14 protein-coding genes and 1 pseudogene are annotated in these 16,092 nt (G+C 28.3%); 5 read left to right on the top strand and 10 right to left on the bottom strand.

Annotated elements, in window-relative coordinates; genetic code table 11:
- Positions 1-23: 23 nt before the first annotated feature.
- Positions 24-663, bottom strand: a pseudogene (locus R4K56_RS07980) (hypothetical protein).
- 153 nt (positions 664-816) lie between these two features.
- Positions 817-1,461, bottom strand: a complete 645-nt coding sequence (locus R4K56_RS07975) for a hypothetical protein (protein WP_335772616.1) — start codon at positions 1,459-1,461, stop codon at positions 817-819.
- A gap of 337 nt (positions 1,462-1,798) precedes the next feature.
- On the opposite strand from R4K56_RS07975, the gene R4K56_RS07970 reads away from it, so the two are divergent.
- The 4 genes from R4K56_RS07970 to R4K56_RS07955 are packed head-to-tail and all read left to right on the top strand — an operon-like array spanning position 1,799 to position 5,270.
- The gene (locus R4K56_RS07970) at positions 1,799-3,343 is read left to right on the top strand and encodes an acyl-CoA carboxylase subunit beta (RefSeq protein WP_335770605.1); all 1,545 of its coding nucleotides are present in this window, start codon (positions 1,799-1,801) and stop codon (positions 3,341-3,343) included.
- A 37-nt stretch (positions 3,344-3,380) separates the two neighbouring features.
- A complete protein-coding gene (locus R4K56_RS07965) occupies positions 3,381-3,701 on the top strand; it encodes an OadG family protein (RefSeq protein ID WP_297296083.1) in 321 nt (106 codons plus the stop codon).
- A gap of 21 nt (positions 3,702-3,722) precedes the next feature.
- Positions 3,723-4,127: a biotin/lipoyl-containing protein gene (locus R4K56_RS07960; RefSeq protein WP_335772615.1), complete on the top strand. Its 405-nt coding sequence runs from the start codon at positions 3,723-3,725 to the stop codon at positions 4,125-4,127.
- A 15-nt stretch (positions 4,128-4,142) separates the two neighbouring features.
- Positions 4,143-5,270, top strand: a complete 1,128-nt coding sequence (locus R4K56_RS07955) for a sodium ion-translocating decarboxylase subunit beta (RefSeq protein WP_335772614.1) — start codon at positions 4,143-4,145, stop codon at positions 5,268-5,270.
- A 427-nt stretch (positions 5,271-5,697) separates the two neighbouring features.
- Here R4K56_RS07955 and R4K56_RS07950 read toward each other — a convergent pair whose 3' ends face one another.
- The 4 genes from R4K56_RS07950 to R4K56_RS07935 form a co-directional block, all read right to left on the bottom strand.
- Positions 5,698-5,931, bottom strand: a complete 234-nt coding sequence (locus tag R4K56_RS07950) for a type II toxin-antitoxin system HicA family toxin (RefSeq protein ID WP_335758055.1) — start codon at positions 5,929-5,931, stop codon at positions 5,698-5,700.
- The gene (locus tag R4K56_RS07945; protein WP_335758054.1) at positions 5,928-6,149 is read right to left on the bottom strand and encodes a type II toxin-antitoxin system HicB family antitoxin; all 222 of its coding nucleotides are present in this window, start codon (positions 6,147-6,149) and stop codon (positions 5,928-5,930) included. The genes R4K56_RS07950 and R4K56_RS07945 overlap by 4 nt, the downstream gene beginning before the upstream one ends.
- Positions 6,150-6,219: 70 nt before the next feature.
- Positions 6,220-7,872, bottom strand: coding sequence for a tetratricopeptide repeat protein (locus tag R4K56_RS07940; protein ID WP_335772613.1), 1,653 nt, complete (start codon positions 7,870-7,872; stop codon positions 6,220-6,222).
- A gap of 406 nt (positions 7,873-8,278) precedes the next feature.
- Positions 8,279-9,496 (bottom strand): tetratricopeptide repeat protein, encoded by a 1,218-nt coding sequence (locus tag R4K56_RS07935; RefSeq protein ID WP_335772612.1) that lies wholly within the window; start codon positions 9,494-9,496, stop codon positions 8,279-8,281.
- Between the two features lie 1,168 nt (positions 9,497-10,664).
- Here R4K56_RS07935 and R4K56_RS07930 point away from each other — a divergent pair.
- Complete coding sequence (locus tag R4K56_RS07930; RefSeq protein ID WP_335760752.1) at positions 10,665-11,081, top strand: single-stranded DNA-binding protein; 417 nt, start codon at positions 10,665-10,667, stop codon at positions 11,079-11,081.
- Here the strand turns inward: R4K56_RS07930 and tmk are convergent.
- The 4 genes from tmk to R4K56_RS07910 all read right to left on the bottom strand — a co-directional run bounded on the left by tmk (position 11,050) and on the right by R4K56_RS07910 (position 15,639).
- Complete coding sequence (gene tmk / locus R4K56_RS07925; protein ID WP_335772611.1) at positions 11,050-11,661, bottom strand: dTMP kinase; 612 nt, start codon at positions 11,659-11,661, stop codon at positions 11,050-11,052. The two genes, R4K56_RS07930 and tmk, sit on opposite strands and share 32 nt — an antisense overlap.
- A gap of 77 nt (positions 11,662-11,738) precedes the next feature.
- Entirely contained in the window at positions 11,739-12,887 is a 1,149-nt protein-coding gene (gene mraY, locus R4K56_RS07920) for a phospho-N-acetylmuramoyl-pentapeptide-transferase (RefSeq protein ID WP_335758049.1), read from the bottom strand.
- Between the two features lie 293 nt (positions 12,888-13,180).
- Positions 13,181-14,491: an NCS2 family permease gene (locus R4K56_RS07915; protein ID WP_335772610.1), complete on the bottom strand. Its 1,311-nt coding sequence runs from the start codon at positions 14,489-14,491 to the stop codon at positions 13,181-13,183.
- Positions 14,492-14,658: 167 nt separating this feature from the next.
- The gene (locus R4K56_RS07910) at positions 14,659-15,639 is read right to left on the bottom strand and encodes an acetylxylan esterase (protein WP_335772609.1); all 981 of its coding nucleotides are present in this window, start codon (positions 15,637-15,639) and stop codon (positions 14,659-14,661) included.
- Positions 15,640-16,092: the final 453 nt, after the last annotated feature.

Here is a 16,092-nt window from a genome sequence, read left to right as displayed (position 1 = left end):
TATATTAAATTAATTTTTCATAATTAGAATCTTATACCAAGCTGAGCACCCAAATCTACACTAGATAGTTTAAAGTCATAAGTTTTGCTTTTCATAAATGGTATATCATAAGCAATATAAATACCAGCTGTTAAATTAAGAGGTAAAATGAAATCAAGAGCAACTTTTACATAAGGTATAAAAGGTTTATTAAATTCTCTATATAGTTTTTGTATCATACATACTAGCTTGAGCTATTCCGTTTTCACCTCTTTTGTCATACATAAGTCCTGCTATAGGGAATTTAAATCCTCCGCCTACACCTATAGAAATAAAAGCTAAATCTATTCTAGGCATTAAACCAAGATTAAAACTGTCAAAAGAAGCACCGTATCTTCCTTTTTCACCTTTTAATCCGAAAGCAAATACATCTTTCTGATAACCTATATCAAGACCTATTCCTAAAGCTATATTGCTTATTCCAAAATAATATCCAGGTATAACATGAATACCAAATTCAAAACCAGCATCAGCTTTAGTGTATTTAGAAGCATCAGTTCCAGTGTATGTTCCTAAACTTACACCAAAAGGAAATAATATATTTACCTCAAATCCTGTTTTTGCCATCAGATTTCCACTTAATGCAATGATTAGTAAGCTTACAATTGTTATTATTTTTTTTATTTTTTATAGTCCTTTATATATTTTTTATTGTCATATATATTCGACAATCGCTATAATATATTTATAATAAAAAAAATTATGATAAAAAAAGAGGAATACATATTATTGAATATGCATTCCCCAAATATTGTTTTTTATTAATTAAATTTTTTATTAGAATCTTAAACCAACTTCAGTACCTAAATCGAAGGCAGACATTTTAATATTGTTGCCCGGATCTTTGTGTTCAACTAAAGGTATATCATAAGCAGCATATACTCCCAAAACTAAATTTAAAGGAAGCATAAAGTCAACAACACCTTTAATATAAGGTATATATGGATTTTTAAAGTTTTCTTTTATTTTATTTAAATTATATTTTTCAGAAGTTTCTGAGCCATTTCCTTCATTAAAATAGCTGCTTCCTCCTAAAGGTATTTTTACACCAGCACCTACACCTATAGAAACAAAAGCAACATCTAATCTAGGAAGTACACCTATCATTAAACTGTCAAAAGTTACTCCGCCTTTTAAAGTTTCGTCCATTGCAGCTTTGAATGCAAATACATCTCTGTTATATCCTAAATCTAAGCCTAAACCGAATGATAACATATCAAAACCAAAGTAATATGCAGGCTGAACATGAACACCAAATTCAAATCCGACATCAGACTTTAAATTTTTAGCATCATTACCGCTAAAATGACTGAAACTTGCTCCAAGAGGCACCATAATACCTAAACCAAAACCTGTTTTTGCCATAAGTCCGCTGCTTATGCTCATTACTAATATACTTGTTATTATAATAAATTTTTTCATTGTATTTTCTCTCCTAAAAAATTGTATATATCTATATAGTAAATTATAGTTGTTAAGAAAAATAAACCATATATAATTTGATTTTTGTTTATTTATTCTATATGCTATAATGTTATTTGAATTATTAATTGTTTTTAGATTGTAAGAGTATTCTAACTTTTTTGCAAGTTATTTTTTATGTTTTTTAACTTTCGACTAAATTGTTAAAAAGTACAAAAATGATAAAATAGGATTGCAATAAATAGAAAATAATTATATGTTGTTTTAACGAGGTATTTAAATTTTGGTTTAAAATCTAATAGTTAGATAAAAAAATCTAATAAGGACTTAAATAAATATGCAAGAGAAAATTAACGAATTAAGAAAAAGAAAAGAAAAAATAGAAGAAGGCGGCGGAAAAGAAAAAATAGAAGAACGCCACAAAAAAGGTAAATTAACAGCTAGAGAACGTATTTTGCAGCTTTTAGATGAAGATACTTTCTGTGAGATTGATGCTTTTATAGAGCATAGATGCAGTGATTTTGGAATGGAAAAGAACAAAGTTGCTGGAGAAGGTGTAGTTACAGGATACGGTAAAATTAATGGAAGACAAGTATGCGTATATGCTCAAGACTTCACTGTAATAGGCGGTTCATTGGGACAAATGCATGCTGCTAAAATTTGTAAAGTACAGGATATGGCAATAAAGCTAGGCTGTCCTTGTATTGGTATCAATGACTCAGGCGGAGCTAGAATACAAGAGGGTATTGACTCTTTAAGAGGTTATGGTGATATATTCTATAGAAACGTTCAGGCTTCTGGTGTAATTCCTCAAATATGTGTTATTATGGGACCTTGTGCCGGCGGTGCAGTTTATTCTCCTGCTTTGATGGACTTTATACTTATGACTGATAAAACTGCTAACATGTTCATTACTGGCCCTCAAGTAGTAAAAGCAGTAACAGGCGAACAAGTTTCAGCTGAAGAACTTGGAGGAGCTTTTGTTCATAGTAAAACTTCCGGTGTTGCTTCTTTGATGTTCCCAGATGAAATTTCTACTTTAGAAGGTGTAAAAAAATTACTTTCTTATATACCTCAAAATAATTTGGAAGATGTACCTTTAGAAAATACTGAAGATGATCCTAATAGAACTGATGAAGAATTATCAAATATACTTCCAGACAGCCCTAATAAACCTTATGATGTTAAAGAGATAATAAAAAGAGTAGTTGATAATGGTGAGTTTTTTGAACTTCAGCCTTTATTTGCTACTAATATAGTTATATGTTTTGCACGTCTTGATGGTAAATCTGTTGGTATAATAGCAAATCAGCCTAATTCTATGGCTGGTGTATTAGATATTAATGCAGCAGATAAAGCAGCAAGATTCATACGTTTCTGCGACAGTTTCAATATTCCATTGGTTACTTTAGTTGATACTGCAGGATATTTACCTGGTGTAGGTCAGGAGCATAATGGTGTTATTAGACATGGTGCTAAACTTTTATATGCTTATTCAGAAGCTACTGCCCCAAAAATTACTCTTATTATAAGAAAATCTTACGGCGGAGCTTATATAGCTATGTGTTCTAAACATTTAGGTGCTGATATGGTTTATGCTTGGCCTTCTGCTGAAATTGCTGTTATGGGCCCAGATGGTGCTGCTAATATCATATTCAAGAAAGATATAGATAAAGCAGATGATCCTAAAAAAGTTAGAGCTGAAAAAATAGAAGAATACAAAAAAGAATTTGCTAATCCTTACAGAGCTGCAGTTAGAGGCTATGTTGATGATGTAATAGAACCAGAATATACTAGAAGCTATCTTATTAATGCTTTACATTTACTTGCAAGCAAAAGAGAAACTAGACTTCCTAGAAAACATGGTAATATACCTCTATAAGTTTATTTGATTAATAATTATTAAGGAGTTATTAAAAATGGAACATAATGCGGCTATTGCCATATTTGGTATAATGTCTGTTTTGATTGTTGCTTTAGTTTTCTATATATTGTCTATAATTTTGGGTATGATTTTCAAAACTAGAAATATAAAGAAAGAAGAAGAAATCATTAAAGTAGTAGAAGAAAGCAAAACTAAAGAAGAAGATTTACTTGATGATACTGAACTTGTAGCAGTAATAACAGCTTCAATCTCAGCTTATACAGGTATGTCTAATAATAAATTCATTATTACATCTATAAAAGAATCTAAAACTCCTATATGGGGAATGGTAGATAGAGTAAATAAAGTTAATTAAAAATAGGGAGAAATAATTATTATGATTAAACAATATAAAATAACTGTTAATGGAAAAGTATACGATGTATCAGTAGAGGAAATCAAATCTGAAAAAAGTAAGCCGGCAGCTACTGCAGTAAATACAGCAACTCCTGCAGCAGCTCCTAAACCAGCAGCAACTACAACTGCAGCAGCTCCTGCTCCAAAAGCAGCTGTAGCTATAGATGAAAATGCTATATCAGTAAAAGCAACTATGCCTGGTACTATATTATCATTCAATGTGGCAGTTGGAGACAAAGTTGAGGAAGGTCAGGTTGTAGCTATATTGGAAGCTATGAAGATGGAAAATGAAGTTACAGCTCCTGCTTCAGGTGAAGTAAAATCTATACATGTTGAAAAAGGCTCATCTGTAGTTGAAGGTCAAGTTATATTACAAATTAAGTAATATTAAGGGGTAAATATGAATAATGCTTTAGGTTTGGATTTTAACAATTTACTTACAGGTTTTTATCCGCCAACTATTGCCCAAATTATAATGATACTTTTAGGTGCATATCTTATATATATGTCCATCTATTATAAAAAGAAACCTTTACTTCTTCTTCCTATGGGTGTTGCTATATTAGCAGCTAATATGCCTTTGCCAAAGCTTACCGAAGATGTTGTAACAAGTTTTTTAGGTTTTTTACATAGTGGGGCAGATAGCGGAGTTTATCCAGTATTGGTATTTTTTGCTGTAGGTACTATGATAGATTTAGGTCTTGTACTTGCTGACCCTAAGAATTTCTTTATAGGAGCAAGTTCACAAATAGGAATATTGATAGTATTCTATATTATGAGTTCATTAAATGTGGGTGAAGGTTTATCTGCTGCTGCTTCAATTATAGGTGCTGCTGATGGTGCTTTAGCTATGTATATGAGTTCATTAATTACAGAGCCTAAATATTTTGCAGCTATTGTTATGGCAGCTTATTTATATATGGAACTTCTTCCTTTATTACAATCAACTCTTACAAAAGTTTTAACTACTTCTAAAGAAAGAAAAATTCCTATGAATTATTTAAGACAAGTATCAAGAGGCGAGAAAATTATATTTGCTGTTATTGCTATGGGGCTTTGCGGTATATTCTTAGCTAATTCATTCCCTCTTATAGCTGCACTTTTATTCGGAAGTATTTTAAGAGAATCTGATATTATAAAGAATTTCTCTATAACTTTACAAAAGTCATTAACTGGAATACTTACAATGCTTATTGGTATAGCTATAGGTTCTTCTGCTACTGCTGAATATTTCATGACTTTCAATACTATTATCATATTTGTATTTGGTTTATTGTCATTGATATTGAGCACTACTATAGGTATAGTTACTGCTAAGATTATAAATATATTATCAGGCGGTAAAGTTAATCCTATAATAGGTTCTGCAGGTTTAAGTGCTTTTCCAGTACCTGCTTGGGGAGCCCATGTTTACGGACAGGAGAATAGTTCTTCTAACTGTTTGCTTCTTCATGCTATGGCAGTTAATATTTCCGGTATAATATCAGGTGCTGTTGTTATGGGTATACTTCTTACTTTCTTTCATTAATTAAGATTATTAAATTATTTTTATAAATGAATTTTAAGCCTTGCTGTTGATATTAAAACGGCAGGGCTTTTTATATATACCTAAACAACTATATTTTGTCAGAAATAATTTTTTAAATCTTAAATATCTGCAGGGCTTTGCCCTTACGAAGTACACAGCGTGCAGCACCCCACTTCTTTTGCTACCGAAGGAAGTGCCTGCGACCATAGGAAGTCCTTTAGGGTGGTATTGCCACAAAGAAGCTTATATCCTCGACAGGCTCGGATACGCTTCGCGAAAGACTGCATTTTTGACATAAATCTTGGTTTTACTTCACATTTCAAACAAAACTTAATAATATTTTATACTATTAATAAACAAAAATTAGATTTACAAAAAAGTAAAAATTGACAAAATATAGTTGTTTAGGTATATTCTAATTTATTAATTACAATTTGCTTATTAAATCATTATATTTATCTATATCTAAATTGATTTCATTTAGTATTTTACGCATTAAAGGTCTTGATATTACTTTACTTGAATGAAAAGGAAGAACAGTACATCTTCCGTCTTTATGTTTATAGAATACATGACTTCCTTTTTGTCTATCCTTGATAAAACCTAATAACAATAAAAGTTTTTCAATAGTTTTAGCGTCTTTTAATATAAGCCTGCTCATACCAATTCTATTTCTTCTATTTTTACAAATTCAGGTATAGTATTAATTTCGTCACTATCCATTTCTTCAAGACATAAATCCAAAACTTCTTTTAACTTTATATATAATTCCTCCAAAGTGTCAGCCTGAGTATGTGCTCCTGCGATTGAAGGAATATATCCTACATATACATCAGTTTCTTTATCGTATTCTATATATGCAAAGAATTTTTTATTCATAAGTTTAAGCCTTTATATTTGTTAAAGATATTATAACAATAATCAAAGTAAATTACCAGCAATGCAGCATTTATCTAAAACCGTATTGATTTTGAATATTTTTTATATTATTTTTAGCCTCAATATTATTAGGATTTAATTCCAAAGCCTTTTTATAATCTTTTAAAGCTTCTTTGTACTGTCCTAAATTTTGTTTAGAAAATCCTCTGTTATTATAAAAATCACTGTCATTATTATTTAACTCTATAGCTTTATTATAATCTTTAATAGCTTCTTGATACTGACCTAAACCATATTTAGCATTTCCTCTATTAAAATAGGCATTAGGATTATTAGAATCTAATTCTATAGTTTTATTATAATCTTTAATAGCTTCATTATATTGTTCTAAAGATATTTTTGAATTTCCTCTATTATAATAAGCATCAGCATTATTAGGATTTAATTCTATTGCTTTGTCATAATCTCTAATAGCTTCAAAATATTGTAATAAACATTCTTTAGTAAGTCCTCTGTTATTATAAGTATTACCATCATTAGGGTCTAACTCTATCGCTTTGTCATAATCTTTGATGGCTTCAAAATATTCTTCTAAATGATATTTAGCATTTCCTCTACTAAAATAGGCATTAGGATTATTAGAATCTAACTCTATAGATTTATTATAATCTACAATAGCTTGTGAATACTGACCTAAATTTAATTTAGAATTTCCTCTGTTGCAATAAGCATAACTATTATTAGGGTCTAGCTCTATTGCTTTGTCATAGTCTTTAATAGCTTCAAAATACTGATTTATTTTATCTTTAGAAACCCCACGGTGTATGTAAGAATTACTATAATTAGGGTTTAAGTCTATGGCTTTGTTGTAATCTTTAATAGCTTCTAAATATTCTCCTAAACTATATTTACTAAGTCCCCTACCAATATAAGAATTAGTATGATAAGAGTTTAATTCTATAGATTTATTAAAATCTTTAATAGCTTCTTTGTATTGTCCTAATTGTGCTTTAGCTATCCCTCTATCATTATAAATATTATAATCATTAGTATTTAATTTTATTGCTTTATCAAAAGACTGCACTGCTTCTTCATATTTTTTTTCTTTACAATAATTAACGCCTTCTTCATAATACTTTTCGCTGTCTTTATATGATGATAGTTTTTTATTAATTTCTTCCAAGGCTTGTTTAGCTTCATTATAATTAGGGTTTAATTCTAATGCTTTTTTATAATCGTCTATTGCCTCACTATAGAGTCCAATTTCTGCTCTTAAATCGCCTCTTTCTTTATAAAGCTCAAAATCATCGTCTGTTCTTTCAAGAAATTTATCCAGCCTTTTTAAATTCTTGATATCTCTTTCACTCGTATTGTTAAATTTATTTTTATCATAAGAAAAACTACTAATAAAATCTGTATATGTATAAAAATCATCTTCGCTTACATTTTGTATTACATAAACCAATGTTGATATATTGGTGCTTGCTTTCATTATTCTATTTAGTTCTTCATTGAAAGTTTTTATTTTGCTATTAAATCCATTAAAATCAGTATAGCTTTCTGCACTGATACTGCTTAAAAAATTATTTATTTCTTCTATGTATTTTCTTGTTTCTACTATTAAATCTTCTCTTACATCTTTGAATTTGTTTTTCTCAAAATCTTCCAATTCTTTTTTACATCTTTCTATATGTTTTTCAAAAAAGTAGTTAATAATAGACATACATAATTCCTAGTATAAAATTATTTATATTATAATACAAAAAATAGTTAAATACAATAATAATGTATAAAATTTTACGCACGGTTAGCTAAGCTCTATATATAATAAAAATTAAAATTATGAATCTATCTATATTTTAAATTATATTCTCCGTGCGGTAGTTACATTGTAAATTTAAAAAATATGGGTGGGCAGCTATAATAAGAGTTTTGATTTTAAAGAAGAATAATTTATAAATATCAGAAGTTATTGAAAGGGTATAGGGCGGGCATGCAAAAAACATTCTTCAATTATGAAATTAATTACATTCCCCGCCATTTATTCCTTACTATTATCTTTTGAATTTTAATATCAATTTTTTAATTTGCTTAATTATAAAATTAATATTATTAGATGTACATAAAGTTTAATTCAAACCACCATATCTATTTTGAATATTTTTTATATTATTTTTAGCGTATTCATTGTTAGGGTCTAATTCCAATGCCTTTTTATAATCGTTTAATGCATCCTTGTACTGCTCTAAATTTTCTTTAGATACTCCTCTGTTGTAATAAATATAACTATTGTTAGGGTCTAACTCTATCGCTTTGTTATAGTCTTTAATAGCTTCAGCATACTGTTTTAAATAGTTTTCAGTATATCCTCTCATATAATAAGCATCACTATAATTAGGATCTAAATATATTGCTCTATCATAGTCTTTAATAGCTTCAAAATGCTGTCTTAAAGAATATTTAGCATTTCCCCTGTTATAATAAGCTATTGAAAAATTCGGGTCTAACTCTATTGCTTTGTCATAGTCTCTAATAGCTTCAGCATACTCATATAAATATAAATTTATATTTCCAAATACTAAATAGATTTCAGCATTATTTCTATCTAACTCTAAAGCTGTTTCTGCATCTTTTTTTGCTTCTTCGTATTGTTTTAAACACTCTTTTACTCTGGCTATTGCACTATAATATTTTGATTTACTATCATCTAATTCTATAGATTTATTAAAAGACTGAACAGCTTCTTCATATTTTTTCTCTTTAAAATAATTTATACCCTCCTCATAATATTTTTCACTTTCACTATTGAAAATATTTCTGTTTTTTATATTTGTTATTTTTTTATTAATTTTTTTTAGAGCATTTTTAGATTCATCATAATTAGGGTTTAATTCTGATGCCTTTTTATAATCATCTATTGCTTCATTATAGAACCCAAGCTCTGCTTTTAAATCTCCTCTTTCTTTATAAAGCTCAAAATCATCATTTATTTTTTGTAAGTACTTATCTAGCAATTTTAAGTATTTTATATCTCTTTCACTAGCATTATTAAATTTATTTTCATCATAATAAAAACTACTAATAAAATCTGTATATGCATCAAAATTATCTTCACTTGCTTTCATTATTCTGTTTACTTCATCATTAAAGAATTTTATTTTGTTATTAAAGCTGTTAAAATCAGTATCACTAATACTACTTAACAAATTATTTATTTCTTCTATGTATTTTCTTGTTTCTACTCTTAAATCTTCTCTTACTTCTTTAAAATTATTATTTTCAAAATTTTCCAATTCTTTTTTACATCTTTTTAAATGCTTTTCAAAAAAATAATTAATAACTAACATTGGCAATTCCTTATACAAATATTATTAATATTATAATACAAAAAATAGTTAAATACCATAATAATGTATAAAATTTTACGCACGGTTAGCTAAGTTCTATATAATAAAAATAAAAATTATGAATCTATCTATATTTTAAATTATATTCTCCGTGCGGTAGTTACATTGTAAATTTAAAAAATCTGGGTGGGCAGCTATAATAAGAGTTTAGATTTTAAAGAAGAATAATTTATAAATATCAGAAATGATTGAAAGGGTAGAGGGTGGGCATACAAAAAACATTCTTCAATTATAAAATTAATTACATACTCCTACCTTTATTCTTTATTACCAGTTTTTGAATTGTGATATCAATTTCCTAATTGCTTAATTATAAATTTTAGCACCCGCCCAAGTGCTGATTAACTTTAAAATTTCTTTCCCGCACGGTGAGCTAGATTAACAATATAGTAAGATTTGAATTACAAACAAATCAATATTTTTAGCTTTACTTAAATTCCAGCCCTTTATACTTTGTTATCAACTTTGTAATTTTAATATCTATTTCTTAATTTACTTAATTAGAATTTTTAGTACCCGCCCAAGTGCTGATTAACTTAAAAATGCTTTTACTGCACGGGGACAAAATTAACAATATAGTAAGATTTGAATTATCAATATTTATATTTTTGGCTTTATTTAAATTCCCGCCCTTTATTCTTTATTATCAGTTTTGAATTTTAATATCAATTTCCTAATTACTTAATTAGAATTTTTAGCACCCGCCCAAGTTTTTATTAACTTTAAAACGTTTTCCCGCACGGTGAACTAGATTAACAATGTAATAAAGTTTGAATTACAAATAAATTTATATTTTTAGCTTTACTTAAATTCCAGCCCTTTATACTTTGTTATCAACTTTGTAATTGTAATATCAATTTCCTAATTACTTAATTAGAATTTTTAGCACCCGCCCAAGTGGTGATTAACTTTAAAATTTCTTTCCCGCACGGTGAACTAGATTAACAATGTAATAAAGTTTGAATTACAAATAAATTTATATTTTTAGCTTAATTCTGCGTGCGGTGGATAATTAATAAATTTAAAAAAAATTATAAAATTAGGCTTAAAATGATAAAAAAATTTGTTTAACTATTAGCATACGATTAATAATTTTAAGGAGTTTATTATGTCAGGTAATGCTAATATAGTTGTTATGGAAGGAAGATTAACTAAAGACCCTACTTATATGAAAACAAAAAATGGAAAATCTTTATGTAAGTTTTCTATAGCAAATAACAGATTTTATTATATGAATGGAACTTTACAAAAGGAAGTTTTCTTTTTTGATTTAGTTACTTGGGGATATACTGCTGATAAAGCTGCTGTAAGTTTGTTTAAAGGAAGGCATGTATTAGTAAATGGTGAATTAAGACAAAATGTTTATACCGCTAAAGACGGCACTAAAAAAAGCAGTGTTTATATATTAGCATTGGATATAAAAAATTTAGATAAGAAGTCTATAGGTAATACAACATATACCCAAACTGCTAATAATCAAACAGTATCAGATTTTATTGAGGAAAATCTTGAGGAAGTATTTTAGAATCTTTAATAAATTGTATTAATTCTTTTTTTAAAGTTTCTTCATCTCTGTCAGCATTTATATGATGCATATATGGTTCATTGAAGGAAGAAAATATTTCATCAACTTTTTTAAGATAGGTTTCATTTTCAAATCTATCTACGAAGCCTCTTTTTTGCATGATTCTGTTTAAAGCAGTTTCTATAGGAAGATGGAATATGAATACTAAATCAGGTTCTATAATGAAATCTTTATGCAAATTATATATATACTCTTGATCAATGCCTTTAGTACCTTGATAAGCTATAGAGGAGTACATATATCTATCAAGAACAACTACATATCCGTCATTAAGAGCAGGTTTGATCATGTGTGTTATATGCTCTTTTCTATCTGCTATAAAAAGAGATAATTCTTCTTCAGGTTTTAAATCTTTAGAAAGCATGCTCTCTCTTAATTTAGAACCATAATATGCATGAGTAGGTTCAAAAGTATATATTGATTTTATTCCAATATTATTTAATTCATTTGCAATATTCATACCATGGGTAGATTTACCAGAACCATCAATACCTTCTAAAACTATTAATTTGCCGTCCATAAGCTTCCTTAAAAATTAAATTACCTCGTATAAAATATAACAAAATATATAAATAAGAAAATGATTTTATTTGTTTTTTATCTTATTTTTAGTGTTGCTATCCCTATAATAGCTGCAATTATACCTATTATGTAGAATCTGAATACAACTTGAGTTTCTTTCCAGCCTGATTTTTCAAAATGGTGATGTAAAGGAGCCATTTTAAATATACGCTTTTTGAATAGTTTATAAGAAAATACTTGTAATACTACACTTAAAGCCTCTGCTACATAAACAGCACCTATAATGAGAAGAAGTAATTCATGTTTTATAAATAAAGCTATGATACCTAAAACTCCTCCTAAAGATAAACTTCCTACATCTCCCATAAATACCTGTGCTGGGTGAGCATTGAACCATAAGAATCCTAAACCTGCCCCTATTAAAGCACCTACAAATACTGTCACTTCTCCAGCATCTGCTATAAAAGGTATTTTTAAATATGTTGCTATGAGTGAGTTTCCTGATACATAAGAGAGAACAGCTAAAGCTATAGACATTATTATTAAAAGCCCTATAGCTAAACCGTCAAGTCCGTCAGTTAAATTTACAGCATTACTCATACTTACAACTACAAATGTAGCAAAAGGTATGTATAAAATTTTTAAGTCTATGTATAAAGTACTGGCAAATGGAATAAATACAGTAGAAGAAGGAACCTGTGCCACTTTTACTGCTTCTAATACTCCGATACCTTGATTAAGTTCAAAAGTCATTAAGAATGTTGATTTATCAAAATAATATAAATAAACACCTATTATTATACCTACGAAAGTTTGGAAAAATATTTTATATTTACCAGGCAAACCTTTGGAATTTTTATATTTTATTTTGAGAAAATCATCTAAAAAACCAGCTATAGAAAGTATTACTAATGATAAAGTGAGCAGTATTATTTTTAAGTTATCTAATTTTCCCCATAAAAGTATACTAATTAAAATACTTCCTACAATGAATATACCACCCATAGTAGGAGTTCCTGTTTTTACTAAATGTGTTTCTGGGCCGTCATCTCTTACAACTTGACCAAAATGCAGCTTTCTTAATTTTTCTATAATTCCCGGAGCAAATAAAAGTACTAATATCAATGCAGTGGCAACTGCACCTGCAGTTCTGAATGTAATATATCTAAATATGTTGAAACCAAAAAATGACTCTCTTAATGGATAAAAAATTTCGTATAACATTAATAAACAACCTTAAAATTTAAAAAACTTAATTTATTTCCAATATACTATTATATATAAATTATTTTGTCAATTAAAAATATTATGTTAATTAGTTAAATTTAACTAAATTTGTATTAAAATAATAAAAATATATAAGATATTTGGTTATGTACTTATCAGTATTTATAATATGATTAAATAGAAAGTTGTAAAATATAATTTAGAAGAATTTTTATTTAAAATAAAAAACAGAGAGATAAAAGCTAAATCTCTCTGTTTTATTTATATAGAAATAATATTTAATTAAATAATTATGCTAAGAAACCTTGTATTACTGGCATTAATATTTTTAATAAAAGAAGTGCTGATAATATCCAAGTTAATAAAGATATATCTTTACTTTTACCAGAAACAAATTTTAATATAGTGAATGATAATACTCCGAAAGTAATACCTTCAGCTATACTATAAGCGAAAGGCATAAATATTATACATATAAATGCTGGAATAGATTCTGTATAATCTCCGAAATTAATTTCTAATATAGGAGTCATCATGAATAAACCAACTATTATCAAAGCAGGAGCAGTTGCAGCACTAGGTATAGCTAAGAATATATGTGATAAGAATAATGATATAGTAAATAATATAGCTACTACTAAAGAAGTTAAACCAGTTTTTCCGCCTTCAGCAACACCTGAAGCACTTTCTACATAAGTAGTAACTGTAGAAGTACCTAAACAAGCACCTACTACTGTACCAACAGCATCAGCAAATAAAGCCTGTTTACATCTAGGAACTTCTCCGCCTCTAGTAAGCATATTAGCTTTAGTACAAACTCCTACCAATGTTCCTACAGTATCAAACATATCTACGAAAAGAAAAGTAAACATCACTATAAACATATTAGAACTGAATATATTGCTGAAATCAAGTTTAAAAGCTATAGGTTCTAATGAAGGAGGTATAAAACTTGCATGAGGAGAAAGTTTTGTAAGCCCCATAGGAATGCCTATTATAGTAGTAATAAATATACCCAAAAGTATAGCTCCTTTAACATTGTAGGCAAGCAAAATAGCTGTTATAATAATACCCAATATTGCAAGAAGTCCGCTTCCGGAAGTAATATTTCCGAGACTTAGCAAAGTAGAATCATTATTAACTATTATTTTAGCATTTTGAAGTCCTATAAAAGCAATAAACAAACCTATTCCCACAGAAATAGCTCTTTTCATATTAACAGGTATACTATTAACTATAGCCTCTCTTACATTAAATAGAGTAAGGGTAATAAATATAATACCTTCTATGAATACTGCAGTTAAAGCTGTCTGCCAGCTGTATCCCATACCAAGAACTACAGTATAAGCAAAGAATGCATTTAATCCCATACCAGGTGCTAATGCGAAAGGTAAATTAGCAAGTAATGACATTATTAATGTAGCTATTATTGCTGATACTACAGTAGCAGTAAATACAGCACCTTTATCCATACCAGTAGTACTAAGTATGTCTGGGTTTACAGCCAATATATAAGCCATAGTCATAAAAGTTGTAATACCTGCTATGACTTCAGTTTTTACATTGCTGCCATGCTCTTTGAGCTTGAAAAACTTTTCCATAAAATATATCCTTTAATTTTTTTATTCATATAATACAAATAAACTATATGAAAGCTATACTATATACAAAATTAAAAATTTTGCAATATTTTTTTTACTATAAATTCATTATATCTGTTTTAATACGCTCTTATTTTTTATAATAATGAATACTATTAATGATATTTTTATAGTTCCAAAGAATCTAAAAATTCTAATTTTCTTTCATTCTGTTCATTATCTCCGCCTTCATGTCCATTAAAAGTGTAAACATTGATAGATTTATCTCCAGCATAATTGTTATAAGCGGCAAATACTGTTGAAGGAGGGCATATTATATCCATTAATCCTACAGAAAATAATGCTTTTACTTTAGAACGTTTGGCAAAGAAAGCTCCGTCAAAATATGATAAAGTTTCAAAAGCAGTTTTTTCGTACATTCTATTAGTTTTGCAAAATCTAGCTATTTCATTATAAGGCAAAGTATCTGTGATAGTACATGCTCTTTTATAATCGCATAGGAAAGGAACATCAATCATAGCAGCTTCAATTTTTTCTTTAGTCAAAGAAGAAAGTCCCAAAACTGCAAGCGATATACCGCCGCCCTGACTTCCTCCGCTTATTACAATTTTATCTGTAAGAGTATGTTCTTTAGCAGCTTCTATCGATTTAACGGCGTCAATAAAAACTCTTTTATAATAATAGTCTTTTTTATCATGTATTCCCATAGTAAGAAAACCGTCAGCATGAGGAGATGAACCTACAGGGTCTGGAGTTATTGCTCCGTTTCCGCCTTCTGCTCCCTGACCTCTAACTTCCATTACAAATACGCTATATCCAGCAGATGGGTATAATAAATGTTTATTAGGATAATCGCGTCCTCCGCCATATCCGGGGTAAGTTATTACACATGTTAATTTTTCATTTCTTTCTCTAGCGTATTTTGGTGCTATATACCAGCCGTTTATTGTATGCTGTGAATAACCTTTGAAGCTTACACTCCATACGTCAAATAATTTTAAATGAGTGTCTATTAAAGTGTATTGAGCTTCTGTTTTATGATTATTCTCTTTTAATGTATTAGTCCAAAATTCGTCAAAATCTTTAGGTTCTTCCGCAGAGCCTTTATATTTATATAGTTCATCTAAACTTAAATCAAAGAATGCCATAATTTAATCCTTATAAATTTATACTGATATTGAAGTATAGTACAATTTGATTTTTTTTCAATTATAATAACATTTATAATAAACGCACGCAGAGTAAAATTGACAATATAATTTTATTAATAATACAATTTTGATTTATTATTTAATTTTGTTCACCGTGCGTTGAATGCATTTTAAAGTTAATTTAAACTTGGGCGGGTGTTAAAAATACTGTTTAGGCTTTATTGTAAAAATATATTATATTTCAGTATTTAGTAATGAAGGAAAAAGGGCGGGGTATGTAAATAATTTTTTAAAGCTTAATTACATTTGCCCACCCTCTATCTTTTATACTTTAATTTGTAATATAAATGTTTATTTTCTTCAATATTTTAAACAGATTTTTTAACCCCCACCCTAATTTTTTTTAAAATTGTTATGCAATTACCGCACGCAGAACAAAATTATCAATAT

It is taken from the genome of Brachyspira pulli (assembly GCF_036997785.1).
In the GTDB taxonomy this organism is placed as follows: domain Bacteria; phylum Spirochaetota; class Brachyspiria; order Brachyspirales; family Brachyspiraceae; genus Brachyspira; species Brachyspira pulli.
This window is presented reverse-complemented; position numbering and strand designations above follow the sequence as displayed.